Annotated in this window: 12 protein-coding genes and 4 pseudogenes; 5 read left to right on the top strand and 11 right to left on the bottom strand. The window is 71.8% G+C overall.

The window, feature by feature from the left end; genetic code table 11:
* Positions 1 to 27 precede the first annotated feature (27 nt).
* The 6 genes from ACQEV8_RS33060 to ACQEV8_RS33035 are packed head-to-tail and all read right to left on the bottom strand — an operon-like array spanning position 28 to position 9,132.
* Positions 28 to 1,407 carry a TIGR02679 family protein gene (locus ACQEV8_RS33060; protein WP_432967509.1) on the bottom strand — a complete coding sequence of 460 codons (1,380 nt, stop codon included), beginning with the start codon at positions 1,405 to 1,407 and terminating at the stop codon, positions 28 to 30.
* A complete protein-coding gene (locus ACQEV8_RS33055; RefSeq protein WP_432967506.1) occupies positions 1,404 to 3,068 on the bottom strand; it encodes a TIGR02680 family protein in 1,665 nt (554 codons plus the stop codon). Before ACQEV8_RS33055 ends, ACQEV8_RS33060 begins: the two co-directional genes overlap by 4 nt.
* Before the next feature lie 14 nt (positions 3,069 to 3,082).
* On the bottom strand, positions 3,083 to 5,617 hold the full coding sequence (locus ACQEV8_RS33050) for a TIGR02680 family protein (protein ID WP_432967503.1): 2,535 nt from the start codon (positions 5,615 to 5,617) through the stop codon (positions 3,083 to 3,085).
* Positions 5,614 to 6,876, bottom strand: coding sequence for a TIGR02678 family protein (locus ACQEV8_RS33045; RefSeq protein ID WP_432967500.1), 1,263 nt, complete (start codon positions 6,874 to 6,876; stop codon positions 5,614 to 5,616). The genes ACQEV8_RS33050 and ACQEV8_RS33045 overlap by 4 nt, the downstream gene beginning before the upstream one ends.
* Positions 6,873 to 8,612 carry a TIGR02677 family protein gene (locus ACQEV8_RS33040; RefSeq protein WP_432967497.1) on the bottom strand — a complete coding sequence of 580 codons (1,740 nt, stop codon included), beginning with the start codon at positions 8,610 to 8,612 and terminating at the stop codon, positions 6,873 to 6,875. The genes ACQEV8_RS33045 and ACQEV8_RS33040 overlap by 4 nt, the downstream gene beginning before the upstream one ends.
* Before the next feature lie 31 nt (positions 8,613 to 8,643).
* Positions 8,644 to 9,132: an ATP-binding protein gene (locus ACQEV8_RS33035; RefSeq protein WP_432967494.1), complete on the bottom strand. Its 489-nt coding sequence runs from the start codon at positions 9,130 to 9,132 to the stop codon at positions 8,644 to 8,646.
* Positions 9,133 to 9,276: 144 nt separating this feature from the next.
* On the opposite strand from ACQEV8_RS33035, the pseudogene ACQEV8_RS33030 reads away from it, so the two are divergent.
* Positions 9,277 to 10,140 (top strand): annotated as a pseudogene (locus ACQEV8_RS33030) (helix-turn-helix domain-containing protein).
* The gene (locus ACQEV8_RS33025; protein ID WP_432967491.1) at positions 10,137 to 10,334 is read left to right on the top strand and encodes a DUF397 domain-containing protein; all 198 of its coding nucleotides are present in this window, start codon (positions 10,137 to 10,139) and stop codon (positions 10,332 to 10,334) included. The pseudogene ACQEV8_RS33030 and the gene ACQEV8_RS33025 overlap by 4 nt, the downstream one beginning before the upstream one ends.
* 62 nt (positions 10,335 to 10,396) lie before the next feature.
* On the opposite strand, the pseudogene ACQEV8_RS33020 reads toward ACQEV8_RS33025, so the two are convergent.
* Positions 10,397 to 10,678: pseudogene (locus ACQEV8_RS33020) on the bottom strand (3'-5' exonuclease); the annotation flags it as partial.
* Between the two features lie 426 nt (positions 10,679 to 11,104).
* Here ACQEV8_RS33020 and ACQEV8_RS33015 point away from each other — a divergent pair.
* Positions 11,105 to 12,295, top strand: a complete 1,191-nt coding sequence (locus ACQEV8_RS33015; RefSeq protein WP_432967488.1) for an acetyl-CoA C-acetyltransferase — start codon at positions 11,105 to 11,107, stop codon at positions 12,293 to 12,295.
* A gap of 70 nt (positions 12,296 to 12,365) precedes the next feature.
* Here ACQEV8_RS33015 and ACQEV8_RS33010 read toward each other — a convergent pair whose 3' ends face one another.
* Entirely contained in the window at positions 12,366 to 12,491 is a 126-nt protein-coding gene (locus ACQEV8_RS33010) for a hypothetical protein (RefSeq protein WP_432967485.1), read from the bottom strand.
* Between the two features lie 59 nt (positions 12,492 to 12,550).
* Between ACQEV8_RS33010 and ACQEV8_RS33005 the strand changes: the two genes are divergently transcribed.
* Both ACQEV8_RS33005 and ACQEV8_RS33000 read left to right on the top strand, forming a co-directional pair.
* Complete coding sequence (locus ACQEV8_RS33005; protein WP_432967482.1) at positions 12,551 to 12,811, top strand: acyl carrier protein; 261 nt, start codon at positions 12,551 to 12,553, stop codon at positions 12,809 to 12,811.
* Positions 12,808 to 13,203, top strand: a pseudogene (locus ACQEV8_RS33000) (esterase/lipase family protein); the annotation flags it as partial. The gene ACQEV8_RS33005 and the pseudogene ACQEV8_RS33000, both read left to right, overlap by 4 nt.
* An 18-nt stretch (positions 13,204 to 13,221) precedes the next feature.
* On the opposite strand, the pseudogene ACQEV8_RS32995 reads toward ACQEV8_RS33000, so the two are convergent.
* The 3 genes and pseudogenes from ACQEV8_RS32995 to ACQEV8_RS32985 all read right to left on the bottom strand — a co-directional run.
* Positions 13,222 to 13,354 (bottom strand): annotated as a pseudogene (locus tag ACQEV8_RS32995) (IS110 family transposase); the annotation flags it as partial.
* Positions 13,355 to 13,957: 603 nt separating this feature from the next.
* Entirely contained in the window at positions 13,958 to 15,286 is a 1,329-nt protein-coding gene (locus tag ACQEV8_RS32990) for a class I SAM-dependent RNA methyltransferase (protein WP_432967479.1), read from the bottom strand.
* A 121-nt stretch (positions 15,287 to 15,407) separates the two neighbouring features.
* Positions 15,408 to 17,459 (bottom strand): APC family permease, encoded by a 2,052-nt coding sequence (locus ACQEV8_RS32985; RefSeq protein WP_432967476.1) that lies wholly within the window; start codon positions 17,457 to 17,459, stop codon positions 15,408 to 15,410.
* Positions 17,460 to 17,613 lie beyond the last annotated feature (154 nt).

The raw sequence follows: 17,613 nt of genomic DNA, 5'->3' as shown, positions 1-17,613 counted from the left end.
GCCGACTCACGAGAGACGTCGAAGTCGTCATCCTCGACGGCCACTCGCTCCCAGGCCGAGGTCCGCGAGCAAGTCGTCCAGCACCGCTTCCTCCTCGACCCGCACACCGTGCTCGGCGAGAGCGACTGCCAGGGCCGGATCCCAGGGAGTCTCGGCAGGCGGGCCCGTCAGGCCGGGCGCTTCGGCCACTGAGACCACTGCTGTTCGGTAGTGCTCAGCCGTGTAGCGCCATGGCTGCCAAGGGACACTCCGCGCCAGCGCTGCGGCGATGCGTGCACCGCCCCAGTCGAAATCGCCGTGGTAGAGCAGGCAGGCCTCCCGCGTGGACAGGTCGCGCAGCAGCGTGAGGGCGGCTGCCGACGGTTGCCCCTGCAGGCACACCATGGGTGGGCATGCGGGGCCGAAGGCGTCGGCGGCGGCGGACAGCACGGCCGGGTTCTCGCAGATGTATAGGGTCCCCGTCGTCGGAACGGCGGCAACCGGTGCGCCACGGGTGAGGGAGCGGAGCGTCAGTACCACGGGCTCCCCCGCGTCGGCCATCCAGTCGAGAGACGGAGTACCGCGCAGATTGAGGGTGAGGACGGTCGAAGACAGGTCGTCCCTGAGCAGCCCCGCCGAGGCCCATGCCTCTCGTCGCCACTGGGCACCAAAACCGTCGGGGAAGCCGGTGAGGACACGGAGCCCGGACAGGACCAGAGTGGCGAGTGGTGTCCCCTCGTCCAGGACATGGGCGCCCGAGAGGTACCGCGCGGCGAACGTCGCTCGCGATGTCGGGGGCGACAAGGGCAGCTCAACCAGCGCGCGTACGGCAGCCTTCACCAGAGGGCCCGCGTTCTCCGGCGTGCGAGCGAGGCGCCGTACGAGACCGTCCCTGCGGATCCGCCGCGCCCAGTGGCCGAGCTCTCCGTCGAGGGTGCCCAGCGGGGTGTACGCCTCCTCCCAGGCCCGTTCCTCCCTGTTCCGCGTCTCCGCGTGGAGTGTGACGGGGCCGGTGAGGGCCACTACGGCGGCCTCCAGTCCCTCGGGGCTGACGCCGGAGCGGCGCAGGACCGCGTCCACGGAGTCGAGACGCACGCTCAGGGAACCGGCGGCCCGTGGCGCCCGGCCCAACAGGCGATCGGCGGCCTGGCGTTGGGTGTCGTCGGGGTCGGACAGGGTGACGGAGCCGGTGAGCGGCCGCCCGCGTGTCATCCGCTGCCGTACGCGGTCCACGAGCCAGGCGAGGCCGGGGTCACCGAGCAGACGGCCGAGACGCTCGGTGTCGATGCCGGCCTGGTCTCCGGCCGGTGGTGACGCGGTCGCCGCCGGGTCCACGACGGTGCCGTCCGCCGGTGTCTCCCGTGCGGCAGCCGTCTGTATGCCGGGCTTCCGGTCGCCGTGTGCGGACGGAGTCGCCCTGGGATTCACCTCCACAACGACTCCTGTTCGCCGGTGCCCTCGGTGTACCGCCCCGGCTCACCAACGGAACCCACCGGCCCGTCGGCCCCTTCGCCGGCACCGTCGGCGCGGAAATCACCCCTCGGCGCGCCCGTCCTCGCACCGGGCTCCGTACCCCGCCGCCTGTCGGTGCCGTCCCACTCCCACCGCGTCACCAGCACGGCGTCGATGTCGTCGACACGCGAGAGCTGGGCGATGGCGATGCCCGGCACCTGGGGGTAGCAGGCCCATTCGCGTTCGCTGGTCATGACGACGTCGAGGTCGAAGGCGCGCAGCAGGCCGAGGCACTTGGCGCGCGAGTCGTCGTCGACGCCGGCGAACGCCTCGTCCAGGGTGACCAGGCGCGGGGCGTGCGCACCCCCCGCGCTCGCGTAGTGCGAGGACGCGGCGGCGAACAGGGGCACGGACGCGGCCAGTACCCGCTCCCCGCCCGAGGCGGGGCCGGTGGCCGGTACCCACTTGCCGTGCTGGTGGCGTTCGACGCCGAACTCGTGCCAGGCCCGGTAGTCGAGGGCCGCGGTGAGGTCCTCGAGCCAGCTGCCGACACTGTCGTCGGCCTGCCGCTGGGCGATCTGCTCCTGGAGGAACGCGCCGACCGCCGCCCGGTCCTCCGGTGACCAGGCGTCGGCGGACTGGCGCAGCCGTTCACGCGCCTGAGCCAGTCCCTGCGGGGCCCGGCGGGACGCCCGCCACACCAGCCGCAGCTTCATTCCCGTCGAGGTCGGGCGCTCCTCCAGCTCTCTGTTCATGGCGTTCACCTGCCGCTCGGCGGCTGCGATCAGTTCCTGTAGCGTCCCGGCGACCTCGGTGATCAGGTGGGTCTGGAGGATCTCCCGCTCGTGTGCGGACAGGATGCGGGTCAGTTCCGCGACCTCCACGGCCAGTGCCTCGGCGAGTTCGGGCACGGTCCGTTCCCGGCCCTGGTAGACGACGTCGACCCGCATGCCGTCCTCGCTCGGACGGGCGGTGGCGGTGTGGCCGTGCCGGGAGAGCGCGTCCTGGAGCCTGCCGAACTCCTCGCTCAGCTGCTTCTGCACGCGCTCCCAGGCAGCGTCCGAGTCGTCGACCCCGGAGAGCTGGGACTCGACGGCGCGGGCGAGTGCGACGGCGGGGGTCGCCGCCCAGGTCCCCCCTACGTCGTCCGGTACGGCGAGGTCGGGCAGGGCGACGCCGAGCAGCCCCGTCGAGGCGAACCGCTGGAGCGCGGCGACGGCCTCTTCGCGGGCGGCGGTCGCGTCGGTGACGTCCTCGGTGAGCCGCTCGATGCGCCCTTCGGCGTGGCCGGCCCGCTCGACGGCGTCCTGGTGGTCGGCTTGGGCCTTCTGCTGTTCACTCTCGCAGGTGCGGGCTGCCTCGTCCGTCTCCTCCAGCCGCCGCTGCAGTTCGGCGACGGCCGCTCCGACGGTGGAGCGGAGTGTGGTGAGGCGTTCGTCCGCCGCAGCGGCGGCCCGGGCCGACTGTGTCGCCCGCTCCGCGAGTTCGGCGACGAGGAGTTCGGCCCGGCGGGTCTCCGCCTGCTCCGCGGTCACCGCGCGCTCGGACTCCGCTCGTTCGCGCAGTGCGGGCCACAGCGCCGCGAGCAGAGCGGTGTGGTCGGCGATCGCCTGGCGCACGGTGCCCAGTCGCGCCATGTCGGTGGGGAGGTTCAGAGCAGTCGCGGTCTCGGCGAGTTCGGCCGCCGCACGGTCGGCCCGCTCCCCGCGAGGGCCAGTGCCGCCGCCCGCTCGTCCTGCCGTGCACGGGCGCGGTGGGCCGCGTCGGAGGCGGCGGTGACGCGCGCGTGAGCGTGACGCAGGTCGTCGTCACCCGGCACCGCGGCGAGTTCGGCGTCGAGCACGGTGCGGCGCTCGGCGACGGCGCGGGACTCCTCGGCCAGTTGTTCCTGTTGCGTCACCAACACCGCGAGTTCGTCGCGCAGTTCACCGATCCGGGTGCGCCGGGCCTGTTCCCGTGCTCCTTCTCCCACATACTGGGCGCTGTCCTTCGCCCAGCTCCCGATGAGCGCGCCGACACGGAAGTGCCCGTCGGCGCGGACCCAGGTGTCGTGACCGCCGGCCTCCCACGCGGTGCCCTCGGATCGGTCGTCTTTCCCTCCGGCCAGCCCGATCGAGGCGAGCAGCCTCGCGACCGTCTCCTCGCCCACGGCGGCGGCCCCCACGTCCGCGGCGTTGACCGCCGGGCACAGCACGCCGTCGAGGCCGGTGCCGCCGAGCAGGCCGACCGGGTCGAGCAGCACGTCGTGGCCGTCCGCCGTGACCGCGGAGCCGTCCGGCCGTACCCAGGCGTCGAGGAGGCCCGACGCCTCCAACGCGGCCTCAAGTCCCGCGCGGTCGGCCTCGGTGACGTGCGGGCGGAAGTCGACGAGCCGCCACAGCGGGGCACCGAGGCCCCGGTCCCGCATGCCGGGTGTGCGCGTGTACGGAGCCACCGGACCGCGCTCCCCGCCCTTTTCGAGGGCGGCCAGTTCCTCGGCCCCCAGCCGCTGCCGTTCCGCCCGCGCCGCTTCCCGGTGTGCCAGTCCGGCCGCCCGGTCGGCCAGGCGGGATGCGGCGGTGCGGTGTGCCTCGGCCGCCGCCGTACGGGCGGGCAGCGGGCCGTCCAGCCCACTCACCCAGTCCTGCACCGCGTCCAGGACCCCCGGGAGCCCGGTCACCCGCAACTCCACGCACCCGGACAGGTGTTCCCGCAAGGCCGTGACGAGCGCCCGCCCCGCCACGGCGACGCCCTCCTGCGCCTCGGCCAGCCGCTCACCGCTGTGCACGGCCTCCTCATCGGCCTCGTCGGCGCGCAGCCGGGCGGCCCCGCGCTGCTCCTCGGCCCGCTCGGCCCGCTCGGCGAGTTCCGCCACGTGCTCGACCGCGCGTCGCCGGCTCGCCGCCGCCTCGTCTGCCTCCCTGCGCAGGACCGCGTCGGGGGCTCCTTCCGTCCGGGGAACCTCGAGCCGTGCCGCCGCAGCGCTCTCCGCCACCCGGTCGTGGATGTCGTCCAGCGCCTCCTGGGCCGCCGTGAACCGGTTGCCCGCGGTGTCGAGCCGCCCCAGAGCCCGGGTGTGCGCCTCGGCCGCCGTCTGCCGGTCCGCCTCGGCCCGCTTCAGCTCTCCGGCCGTGCGGGAGGCGTCGGCCGCCGCCTGGTCGAGTGCGCGGGCGTCACGCATCTCGGGCCCGGACCGCAGCGCGGCGTCCTGGGCGGCCAGCCGCGCGGCCCGCTCGTCGAGTGCGGCGCCCCTGGCACGGGCCTCCTCGCGCTCCGTCACGGCCCGGTCCCGGTCCGCCTGTGCCTTGAGGAGTTCCCGCTGGAGGTGCTCGTAACGGGCGTGCTCGCGGCGGGGCAGGCGGGCGCGGCGCCGCGAGGCGAGGCGGGCGTAGCGCAGGTAGTGGTCGAGGAACGCCGAGGAGGCCTGTTCGGCCTCGCGGGCCGCCCGCAGTTCCTCCTTCTCCTCGTCCAGCGACCGGAAGGCCTCCGCCGCGTCGGCGACGACCGCCTGGTCCATCGGCGGCAGCGCCTCGGTCAGCGCCCGGGACAGGGCGGCTTCGCTCGGGCGCTTGGACAGCTGGGGCTGGCGCAGCTGGATCAGCAGGTCGACGAGGGCGCCGTAGCGTCGCTCCCCGAGCCCGAAGAGGGCCTCGTCGACCGCCCTTCGGTACGCCTTCGCCGTGTCGTACACCATGCCGTGGCTGCCGACGGCCTCCGCGAGCCGGTCCCGGGACAGCGCCGTGCCGGTCGCGTCCAGCAGGTTCAGGCCGACGGCGACCCGCTGGTCGGTCACCGCGAACCAGTGGCGGGCGATACCGCGTCCGGCGACCGCCTTCAGCCCGCACAGCAGCGTGCGGAAATGCGCCTCGCCCGTGGTGTCGTCGAGCCGTCCGAACTCGATCCAGGTGTAGCCGAGGCGTTCCGGGTACGGGTGGGCGCCGCCGAGGAGCAGGTTCCACTCCATCCGCTTGCCCGGGTCGCCGTCGGGCTCGACGCGTCGGGCGGACAGGTCACCGTCCAGGAGGAACGGCAGGGTGAGGGCGAGCACCTTCGACTTGCCGGTGCCGTTGTTGCCGCGCAGCAGCAGCCGGCCGTCGCGGAACCAGAACTCCTCGACGTCGTAGTGGAACAGGTCGACGAGCCCGATGCGCAGGGGCCTCCACCGGCCGGGCGCGGGGCTGGGCAGCGCGATCACGGCGCGGTTCACCTTTCGTCCTTCACTTCGGCTTGTTCGGCCAGATCCAGCGTCGCGGCGGGATGGTGCCGGGCAGGTCCCGGTTCCCTGATCACGGGCTCTCCGACCGCGTACCGGGCGAGGGCCGGTCGCGGTACCACGCCCCGTTCCGTGCGCTCGGCGAGTCCCAGCGCCACCAGCTTGGCCAGCGCCTGCTCGACGAGTTCGGGCTCGGCGCCCGGTTCCCGCGCCGACTTGGACCAGAAGCCGCCGTGCTCCACGGCCAGTTCCCGTACGCGTGCGGCCAGCTCCGCCGGATCGACGGGCCCGGCGGCCCGCGCCAGATGCCCTGCCAGCAGCAGGGTGATGTGACCGTGGGTGCCCTGTTCCGGCATGCGTACGTCGGTGAGGTCGTCGAGAGGGTCGACCATGGCGATGCCCTCGGCCCGGACCTCCGGGACCAGTCCGGTCAGTTCGTTGATGCGTGCGGTGATGAAGCCGCGCTGCCGGGTGAGGTAGGCCAGTTCGTCGTCGGTGAGGTCGTCGTAGTAGAGCACCGGGTCGTCGAGGAGGCAGCGGGTCAGCTTCCAGCGGATGGCGCGGAACCTGAGTTCGTCGCTGTCGAGAGCGGTCCGCGCCGTCATCTCCACCAGGCGTTCGTCGAAGTCGCCGGACTCGACCATGGAGGGGCCGCGCAGGGTGGCCGGCATCCCGGCGAGCACCCGCCGCCGTACGTCGTAGAGCACGTCACCCGATCCGCTGACGTAGGCCTCCTCGTCCCCTGCCACCCGCCGCAGCACACCGAGCCGCAGCAGCAGGCGGACGACGGCCGCGAGGTCGAGGCGCTCGTCGCGTCGCTCCAGGGTGAACGTGATGCCGGCCGCGACGAGTTCGGGTTCGGCGGCGGCCAGAACGACCTGTTCGGCCAGGCGTCCGAGCGCCACCTGCGACTCGCCCCGCTCCAGCGCGGCCAGCGTCAGGCAGAGCAGGACGTAGCGCCGACGGGTGAAGGGCAGGGCGGTACGGGTGGCCTCACGTGCGGGGTGGGTGGCGTCGGTGAGGGTGCCCGGCGTCTTGCGCAGGCGTGCGGCGTCGGCGTCGGTGCGCAGCGACCATCCGGCGTTGCGCTCGAACCACTCCCGCAGTTCGGCGGCATGCCTGCGCACCAGCCGGAACTCGTCGGAGTGCGGCCCGTCGGCGGTGAGCAGCGGCACTTTCAGCAGCGCTCGCGCGGCCCGTTGCAGGTCGGCCTGCCGCTGGCCGTCCAGCACCTCGGCGAGGGGCCCGCTCATCGGCCCTCCGCGCGGTGCGTGGCGGCCCCGGAGGGCTGGAGGGCGCCGTCCCGCCGAGGGACCGGCACAGCCACGGGCGCGGGCCCGGGCGCGGTCGTCGGTCCGTTCGCCTCGGCCGGGTCCGGCGCGTACTCGGCGGGCGCACCGGCCTCGCTACCGCCGCTGCCGCTGCCGTTGCCGCTGCCGTTGCCGTTGCCGTTGCCGTTGCCGTTGCCGCCCACCGTGAGGTCGATGATGTCGATCAGGTGGTCGGGGCCGCTGAACACGCCCTCAGGTGTGCGCACTTCGGCTGTGGAACCGTCGTCGACGGCGGTCAGCCGGATCTCCATCGAGCCGTCCCCGCTGGTGGCCGTGCTGGTGGTCATGCCCGGCCGCCAGGTGGCGAGTGCGTCACCGAGCAGGCGCAGAAACAACTGGAAGGCGGCCGGATCGAGTTCACCCAGCCGGGACAGCCGCACCGGCCCGCCCGTCACAAGACGCTCCCGCGCCTGCCGGGCCTCGCCCGCCTGCCGGGTGGCAATCTCGGCGAGCTTGCGCTTCGCCTCACTGCGGTCCGCGACCTTGCGCGGCTTGCCGCGCCGCTCGTAGCTGCCGGTGCGGCGCAGCTGGGGGCTGATCCGCAGCGGTCGCGCCTCACCCCACGGCGTGGAGGCCGGTTCCGGTGAGGCCGTCCGCTCGGCGAGGGTGTCGGCGTCGACGGTGAGGTGCCGGGAGGAGTGCAGGCCGAACGCCACCCGCCACAGCCGGTGCCGTGCCGCGTCGTCGGGCGCCTGGGCGAACCAGCGCGCCAGCGTGCGGAAGTCGGCCGAACGGTCGGAGCGCCCGGCCCGCCGCTCGTTCAACTGCCGCACCACGGCCAGGAGCTGCGGAATCGAATGGAGCGCCCGCCCGCGCAGCAGCCTGGCCTGCGACTCCCGCCCCTCCCCCGACACGAACCACTGCGCGAGCCCGGCCCACCGGGCGGCCCACCGCTGGTACGCCACCGCTTCCGCTCGCCCGGCGTCCTCGGGGGCGGCATCGGCGGCCTCACGGCCAGCGGCGAGGGACAGGAGGGGCCCCACCCTCCCCTGCTCCTCAAGCTCCCCGATCAGCAGGGCGATCCGCCCGCCGAGGGTGATGAGGTCCTGGATGAACCGCTCCAGGTACTGGATCAGCCGGTCCTTGTACGCGAGGAACGCCTCGACCTCGATGTCGTGCAGGTCGATGGTGCGCTGGAGCGAGCCCATGAAGGCACGGGCGTTGTCCGCGAGGTCGGTGAAGCGTGCCGTCAGCACGGACAGGGCGATGTACGCCTTGGCCGGGTCGGGCTCGTCCTCCGCGGCGATCACCAGCAGCGCCCGCAGCTGCGTGACGATGTCGTGCAGCGCGACGGCCTGAAGCTCCCCACGCCGCCCCAGTACCTCGTCGTATGTCCCGAGTGCCGCCTCGGCCGCCTCACCGGCCCGGGTGAGCTGGTAGATGAACCGCCTGCGGTAGAAGTCCTCGACCGCCGTCACCCGCGCGTGGTCCGGGTCGGCCCGCAGGTTGCCCCACTCCACGAGCTTGTCCAGCGCCTGCGTCACCGGCTCGAGGTCGGCGGGCCGACTCCCCGCGTCCAGCGCGGCGAACACGTCCTCGGGCCGCAGATGCACGGCGAACCGCTCCTTGGCGACCAGGAACGCGCGCATCACCTGGCGGTAGAGGGGGGCGTTGGGCGTGGTGAGGTGGGCGAAGGGGGTGTAGTCGGCGGAGGTCATCTCGGCACATTCTTCCACCGCGTTCACGAGCTCACGTGGGAGTTGTGAACACGCACTCCGCCCAGACCGTCTTGCCCGGACCTCCGGGCCGGAGGTGCCGGCCCCAGCGGGTGGCGGGCGCCGCGACGAGAAGCAGCCCTCGGCCGCAGGTGTCCTCGGAGCCGGGGGCGGGCAGCCCTTCCGGTTCGGGCGGCGTGCGTTCGGTACGGGTGTCGGTGACCTCGATCCTGACCGTGCGGGCGGGTGCGATCGCGTGCAGGAGCAGGTGGAAGTCCCGGCTGGGGACGTGGCTGTGCTGTACGGCGTTGGCGGTCAGCTCGCCGACAACGAGCACGATCTCTTCGTGCGGGCCGGTGCCGTACGGAAGGCCCCACGTGTCCAACCTGTGTGCGGCCAGTCGGCGGGCAAGGCGGGCGCCCCGTGGGGTGGAGGTGAAACGCATCTCGAAGGTGCGGCTCAAGTCATTGCTGGGGCGCACGGGTTGCGAGGCGCTGACAGGGCTGGGGAGTTGGCTCGTCACGCCGACAACCGTGCCCCCGGTCGCGTAGCGTGACCAGTGGTGACGCTACGACGCGGGCCGTTGTACGCGTGGTGGCGGTACGGGTACGAGGTGCGCGGCGTGACGAGGCCGCCGGGACGGCGTTGGGCCGGGGAGGCGGTAGCGATGACCGAGGGTACGGACGAGAGGGCCGAGACCGTGCTGGCGGACGACGCGGGACAGGCGACGGCGGACACGTCCGGCCAGGCTGTGGTCATCGCGTTCGGGCAGACGATGAAGACACTGCGGGTGCGGGCGGGGCTGGAGCGAGAGGATTTCGGACGGCGGATCGGATACTCGGCGTCCACCGTCGCGTCGTACGAGCAGGGGCGGCGGATCCCCTCGCCCAGGACCATCGAGCGGGCGGACGAGGTTCTGGACGCGGGCGGGTTGCTGACGGTGTGGAAGGAGCAGGTGGAGCGGGCTCAGTATCCGGTGTTCTTCCAGGGGATGGCGACGCTGGAGAAGGGGGCTCTGGAGCTGCTCATGTACGACACCCATGTCGTCAACGGCCTCTTGCAGACCGAGGAGTACATGAGGGCCCTGCTCGCCATGCGCTGTCCTCCCCTTGACCAGGAAACGATCGAGCAGCGGGTGACCGCCCGACTGGCAGGACATCTTCGACCGTCGGCCCGCACCACTGCTGAGCTTCGTTATGGACGAGGCGGTGTTGCGACACCGCTACGGCGGCAAGTACGTCCTACGGGGACAGTCGGAGCACCTTCTACTGATCGGCGACAAGCGGAACGTGGAGATTCAAGTCATGCCGGTCGATTGCGAGGACAACGCGGGTGTGAATGGACCGTTCACGGTCCTCACGCATAAAGACGGCAAGAAGTTCGTGTACTCCGAGGCGCATGCGACCAGCACCCTTGAGACCGACTCGGAGCAGACAGTCCTCGCCGCCGCCCGTTATGGATTATCCGATCGCAGGCTCTCACTCCGCGAGAGTCGCTGAAGTTGATCGAAGGGTTGTTGGGATCGCTATGAGCAACGCTGAGTCCTCAACCGTCGCGTCCGACCTCGCTTGGTTCAAGAGCAGCTACAGCGGAACCGAAGGCGGTCAGTGCGTCGAGGTCGCGGCCGACACGGGAGTCGTACACATCCGTGACTCCAAGGCCGTGGCCGGACCCGTCATCCGTGTGTCAGGTGAGGCGTGGGCGGGGTTCATCGGGGAGGCCTGACGGTCGTACGCGAAGCGTGAGCCCTGCCGCCTTTCTGGGGACGGCAGGACTCACGCACACCTCTACTTGGGCAGGTACGGGCTCGGCTTCCCGTACCAGCTGATCCGCAGGGTGTCGCGGGCGCGGGTGGCCGCGACGAACAGCAGTGACCGGGCCTTCAGTTCCTCGCGGGCGAGGCGCCGGGGGTCCGTATCGCGGTAGCGATGGACGACGGACGCGCGGGGGATGACGCCGTCGCGGACACCGCCGATGGCGAGACTCTGGTATTCGAGGCCCTTGAAGCGGTGCATGGTGCCGACGTGGATGTCGCCGTCTCCCTTGACGCCCTCCTTGGTGAGTTCCCCCGTCCGGCTCGCCGCGCGTCGACGTACGCCTTGCGGGTGCCGAGGGACTGGCCGAGGATCACCTGCTCCCACTCCTCGTAGAGGAATTCCGCGTCCCACCGCTTCTCGTCGCGCATCACCTGGCGGTAGAGGGGGCATTGGGGGTGGTGAGGTGGGCGAAGGGGGTGTAGTCCACCGGTTCAAGGATGGCAACGCACTCCACATGATGCGTCATCGGGAGCGGTTGGACCTCTGGCACTACCTGAAAGCATGCAGCTCAGAGGCCATCTACTCACCAGGCGGCGGGCCCTTCCTCGCCGGGGCGGTGCCGGGACGACTCCGCTCGGCTGTGCCGTGGCTCACACCGTCGAAGGCCGCATTTCCTTGACCCAACTCGTGGGTAACGTAGTCGTGTTGTGGTTCACAACTTCTACCACGGAGGACGTCGTGTCCGGATCCGTCATCCTGGCTGGGGCCCGTACTCCTACCGGTCGCCTGCTCGGGGCTCTGAAGGACTTCTCCGGTGCCCGGCTCGGGGGCATCGCGATCAAGGCGGCTCTGGAGAAGGCGGGGGTGGCGCCCGAGCAAGTGCAGTACACGATCATGGGGCAGGTGCTCACCGCGGGCGCCGGCCAGATCCCGGCCCGCCAGGCCGCGGTGGCCGCCGGCATCCCGATGAGCGTCCCGGCGCTGACCGTCAGCAAAGTGTGCCTCTCCGGGATCGACTCGATCGCGCTGGCCGACCAGCTGATCAGGGCCGGTGAGTTCGACCTGGTCGTGGCGGGCGGCCAGGAGTCCATGTCACAGGCTCCGCACGTGCTTCCCAAGTCGCGTGCGGGCTTCAAGGCCGGCGATGTACAGCTGATCGACCACATGGTCCACGACGGCTTGTTCTGCCCCTTCGACCAGCTGGGCATGGGCGTCTCGACCGAGAAGTACAACAGCCGCTACGCCGGGCTGACCCGGGAGAAGCAGGACGCCTTCGCCGCGGCCTCGCACCAGCGGGCGGCCGCGGCGGCGGCCGCCGGGCGGTTCGCCGAGGAGATGGCGCCGGTGACGGTCCCACAGCGCAAGGGCGACCCGGTGGTGTGTGACACCGATGAGGGTGTGCGTCCCGACACCACGGCGGAGGCCCTGGCGAAGCTGCGTCCCGTCTACAGCGCCGACGGCACCATCACGGCGGGCACGGCGTCTCAGATCTCCGACGGCGCCGCGGCCGTGGTGGTGGCGAGCAAGGCCAAGGCCGAGGAGCTGGGCCTGCCTTGGATCGCCGAGATCGGCGCCCACGGCGTGGTGGCCGGACCGGACGGAAGCCTGCACGAGCAGCCGTCGAACGCGATCAGTGCGGCGTTGGTCAAGGCCAAGCTGGAGCCGTCCGACCTGGATCTGGTGGAGATCAACGAGGCGTTCTCCGCCGTCGGCATCGTCTCGACCGAGCAGCTGGGCATCAGCCCGGACATCGTGAACGTCGACGGCGGAGCCATCGCGCTCGGCCACCCGATCGGCGCCTCCGGTGCCCGGCTCATCGTCCACCTGGCCTATGAGCTGCGCCGCCGTGGCGGCGGTCTCGGCGCGGCGGCCCTGTGCGGCGGCGGCGGTCAGGGCGACGCCCTGCTGATCCGCGTGCCGTCCGCCTGAGGGCCGGTCGGCGCGGCGCGGCCGGGGACCGTCCGCGAGCCCGGCGGGCCGGGTTCCCCTGGAGCCGGGGTCACTGGGTGGGCGTGACCCGGCCCTCTGGCGCCTGCGCCGCGTCCGCGGCCGCCGGCGCCGGTTTCGGTCGCAGCATGGTGAGCATCGTGCACACGACGGCCGCACACAGGAGGTTGACGGCCATCGCGGCGACATAGACATGGTGGAAGGACGCGATGCCGCGGGGGGCCGGGCCCGACAGCCGTGGACGTCGACGTGCCGCTCCAGGACATCGGCATCGACTCGCTGACCGCGGTGCTGATGCGCAACCAGCTCGCGGACCTGACCGGACTCGCCCTGCCCGCGAAGATCGCCTTCGATCACCCCAACCTCACCTCGCTGGGCGACTTCCTGCCGACGAAGCTGCTGGAGGCGGGACTGGACGCGGCGCCCGGGACGGCCACCGGCCCGGCGGCCACCACGACGGCCGAAGGGGGCGATGCCGCTCGCACACCGTCAAGGTGAACGGCCGCTTCTACGAGTACTTCCAGAGCGGAAGCGGCCCGACCGTCCTGCTCGTCCACGGCCCGAACACCAATCTGGGCAGCATGGTGGCCCTCGCCGAGGAACTCCTCGCGCAGGGCTACCGGGTGGTGCTGCTCGACGTGCCACCGCACGGGGAGGCACTGGGCACCACGGGCGATCCCACCGAGATCCGCGCCCTGCTGCGCGCCTGTAGGCTCACCGGCCTGCACGCGGTGGTCTGCCACTCCATGGGCGGCTTGTGGGCCCTGACCGCGTGGCACGCCGGGGTGGCCGCCCGGACCGTGGTCTCGATCTCCTCCCCGCCCGCCAAGCTGTTCCTGGTCGAGAAATTCGCCGAGCTGAACGCCCTCGACGACGACCGGGTCCGGGAGGTGGTCGGGGAGATCGACGTGTTCGCCGTGGCTCGGGGTCCCCCGAGGACTTGGTCGTCGGGGCGAGCCCGGCGCAGGAGGCCTGGTGGACGGCGGCGGGCAAGCCGGTGCCGTCGCCGGCAATGACCAGCGCAAGGGCGAAGGTCCTGATCGCGGACCTTGATCGCGTCGATCACCCGGCGCTCCGTGCCTCACACCTGGCCGGCTGCTGGCGTGACCGTTGGGCGAGCGAGGTGCGCGGCACTGCGCGCGGCCACCGGCCGGTTCAAGGACGGAGAAGCCCCCCGGGAGGATGGCGCCGCCGATCGCGGGAATGGACTGCCCCGGCGGTTCGGCCCAGCTGGCGTGCCTGCGGGCCGGCGGCGGGTCATCAGCGTGACAGCCGCCGCGGGATCGGAGTTCGCGGTGCCGGACGAACCTTCGTCAAGCGCTCACCGTCACCCGGGGCGGCCGGGGCGGACCTCCGCGGCTCGTCCCGGGACAGTCCCCAGGCATCACCACCGCTCCGCCTGGAGGAGGTCACCCGGCACCTGTACGAGGCCGGCTTCGCCCGACGACAGCCGGTCTCCCCACCAGGCAGCCAGCCGTGTCCCGCACGCCCACCAGCCTCGCCCGCACCAGCATCCGGCGTCGAACGAATGGTGTACACCGACTGCCACGCCCCGGCGCACGGAGCCGGCTGGCGCGAGGACGCCGGGACGCTCGTGGCCTCGACTCGACTGCCATCGACCGACTCACCGGGATAAGCAGCAGGTCAGGCGCCCTTCGCGGCCGGTTCAAGGATCGCCACGCACTCCACATGATGCGTCATCGGAAAGAGATCGAACGCCCGAAGCGTCCGCACCCGATATCCCCCATCCCGGAAATACCCCAGGTCCCGCGCCAACGCCGCCGGATCACAAGCCACATACGCGATCCGCCGCGCCCCCAGCGACGCCATATGCTCCACCGTCTTCCGTCCCGCCCCCGCCCGCGGCGGATCAAGCACGATCAGGTCGACGTCCGTGATGCCCGTGCGCGGCAGCACGCTCTCGACCTTGCCCTGCTCGATACGCACACGGTCGAACTCGGCGAGATTGTGCCGGGCGTCCTCCACCGCGCGCTTGCCGGACTCGATTCCGAGGACCGCCCCGCCTTCACCGACCCGGTCGGCGAGGGCCCCCGCGAAGAGGCCGACGCCGCAGTAGAGGTCGAGGGCCATGTCGCCCTTGCGCGGCAGCAGGCCCTGCATGACCGCCGTCACCAGGGTGTCGGCCGACTTCGGGTGGACCTGCCAGAAGCCGCCGTTGCCGACCCGGTGGGTCCGGCCGTCCGCGCGTTCGCGGACGAAGGGGCGGCCGTGGACGCGGTGGACGCCGCCGTCGCGTTCGTCCACCCGCAGGACGGACACGGGACGGTCCAGTTCGACCAGTGGCAGGCGCGCGCCCGGCTTCGGCGTCAGGACCACCTGGCGGTCCTGCGAACCCGTCGCCGCGATCGCCTCGACGGAGTCCATGCCGGTCCAGTCGCGCTTCTCGATGCCCAGCTCGCTGACCCCCTCGGCGGCGATCATGCAGTGGTCGATCGGCTCGACCTCGTGGGAGCGGTGCCGGCGCAGACCGGCCCGGCCGTCGGCCGTGACGGCGTACTGGACTCGGGTGCGCCACGCGGGGACCTGGCCGGCGGGCAGTTTGTCGCCCTCGGCGGGCAGCACCGTGCCGTCCCAGCCGGCCTCCTCCGGTGTGAGCCCGGCGAGCCGCTGGAGCTGTTCGGCGATGACGTCGGCCTTCAGGCGCCGCTGCGCGCCCGGCTTGGCGTGCTGCCAGTCGCAGCCGCCGCAGCGACCGGGACCGGCGAACGGGCAGGGGACGTCGATGCGGTCCTTGGAGGCGTCCAGGATGTCGACCGCGTCGGCGCGCAGGAACCGGGCGCCCTCCTCGCCGTCCGTGACCCGCGCCACGACCCGCTCACCGGGCAGCGCGTGCCGTACGAACAGCACCTGGCCCTCGGACGTACGGGCGATGCAGTGACCGCCGTGGGCGACGGGGCCGACCTCGACCTCGTACTCCTCCCCCACCAGCGACTTCCTCGGTTCTGCCTGCATGGCGGGGTGACTCCAAAACACGTGAGGGGAAGGGCCGAACGAAAACGGCCGGACAACAGCCCACCAGTCTACGTGGCTGCCGTCCAGCCGTTTCACACGAGCCGTCGCCTCAGGGCCCGCCTCAGGACTTGCGCTCCGAGGACTCCTTCGACCGCACCTGCGCCGGCCCCCGCCGCACCGCCCCCGGCGCGTTCCAGTCCTGCTGCCTGCGGGCCCGCCGCTTGGCCGCCTCGGAGGACTGGAGCTGGTACGGCACCGAGGTCACCATGATGCCCGGCGTGAACAGCAGCCGGCCCTTGAGCCGCAGGGCGCTCTGGTTGTGCAGCAGGTGCTCGTACCAGTGGCCGACGACGTACTCGGGGATGATCACGGACACCGCGTCACGCGGCGACTCCTTGCGCAGTCCCTTGACGTACTCGATGATCGGCCGCGTGATCTCGCGATAGGGCGAGTCCAGGACCTTCAGCGGTACGTCGATGCCGCGCCGCTCCCACTCGTCACGCAGCGCCTTGGTCTCCGCCGGGTCGACGTTGACGCTCAGCGCCTCCAGGCTGTCCGAGCGCATCAGCTTGGCGTAGGCCAGGGCGCGCAGCGCCGGGCGGTGGATCTTGGAGATCAGGACGACGGAGTGGATGCGGGAGGGCCGCACACTGTCGTCGCTCGGGCCCTCGGGTGCGGCGATCTCCTCGGCGACCCGGTCGTAGTGCTTACGGATGGCCGTCATCGTCGCGTAGAAGATCACCATGCCGAGCAGGGCGACCCACGCGCCGTGCGTGAACTTGGTGACGAGGACGACGACGAGCACCAGGCCGGTGAAGAACGCGCCGAAGGCGTTGATCGCGCGCGAGCGGATCATGTGGCGGCGCTTGGCCTGGTCCTGCTCGGTGGCCAGGTGGCGGTTCCAGTGCCGGACCATGCCGGTCTGGCTGAGCGTGAAGGACACGAACACGCCGACGATGTACAGCTGGATCAGGCGCGTGGAGTCGGCGCCGTAGATCCCCACCAGGAGTCCGGCGGCGCCCGCGAGGAGCACGATGCCGTTGGAGAAGGCCAGGCGGTCGCCGCGGGTGTGCAACTGGCGCGGCAGGTAGCGGTCCTGGGCGAGGATCGAGCCGAGCAGCGGGAAGCCGTTGTAGGCGGTGTTCGCTGCGAGGAAGAGCACCAGTGCGGTGGCCGCGGCCAGGATGATGAAGAGGAAGCTGCCCTTGCCGAAGACGGCCTCGGCGACCTGGGAGATCACCGGGTTCTGGACGTAGTCCGCGCCGAGCGGGACACCGTTGTGGACGAGGTCCTTGGCCGGGTTCTCGGCCATGCGGACGTCGGTCGCGGCGGCCAGCGCGATGATGCCGCAGAACATGGTGACGGCCAGCAGGCCCATCGCCGCGAGGGTGGTCGCGGCGTTCTTGGACTTGGGCTTGCGGAAGGCCGGGACGCCGTTGGAGATCGCCTCGACGCCGGTGAGGGCGGCACAGCCGGAGGAGAAGGCGCGCAGAAGGAGGAAGACGAGGGCGAAGCCCGCGAGGCCCTGGTGCTCGGGTTTGATGACGTAGTCCGCCGTCGGGGCCCGCATGGTGTCGTCCAGGACCAGTCCGCGGAACGCGCCCCAGGCGATCATGGTGAAGACGCCCGCGACGAAGATGTACGTAGGGATCGCGAAGAGCGAGCCGGACTCCTTCACCCCGCGCAGGTTCATCAGCGTCAGCAGGACGATCACGCCTATCGCGCAGAGCACCTTGTGCTCGACCACGAACGGGATCGCCGAGCCCAGGTTCTCGATGCCCGAGGAGATCGACACCGCGACGGTGAGGACGTAGTCGACGAGCAGCGCGCTGGCGACCGTGAGGCCCGCCTTGGGGCCGAGGTTGGTGTTCGCCACCTCGTAGTCGCCGCCGCCGCTGGGGTAGGCGTGCACGTTCTGCCGGTACGAGGCCACCACGGTGAACATCAGTACGACGACCGCGACGGCGATCCACGGACTGAAGTGGTACGCCGTCACGCCCGCGATGGACAGGACCAGCAGCACCTCCCCTGGCGCATACGCCACAGAGGACAGCGGGTCGGATGCGAAGACGGGTAGTGCGATGCGCTTCGGCAGGAGAGTCTCCCCCAGCCGGTCACTGCGCAGTGCGCGCCCGATCAGGATCCGCTTGGGCACGTCGGTCAGTTTGGACACAACAGAGGATCGTAAGCGTTCGATTGCGCGCTCGCCCACCCGCCACCCCTCATCGGCCTCCCATCTGCCCTCCGAGTGAATTCGAAGGCCGCTGCGGCTGCGGATTCCGCAGGCCACCCGGTTCCCATGCCTATATGACTAAGCTCCGTCCGCT

The sequence above is a fragment of the Streptomyces sp. CA-179760 genome (assembly GCF_050937045.1).
Classification (GTDB): domain Bacteria; phylum Actinomycetota; class Actinomycetes; order Streptomycetales; family Streptomycetaceae; genus Streptomyces.
Note: the sequence above shows the minus strand (reverse complement) of the source record. Positions and strands in the feature narration are given on the sequence as shown.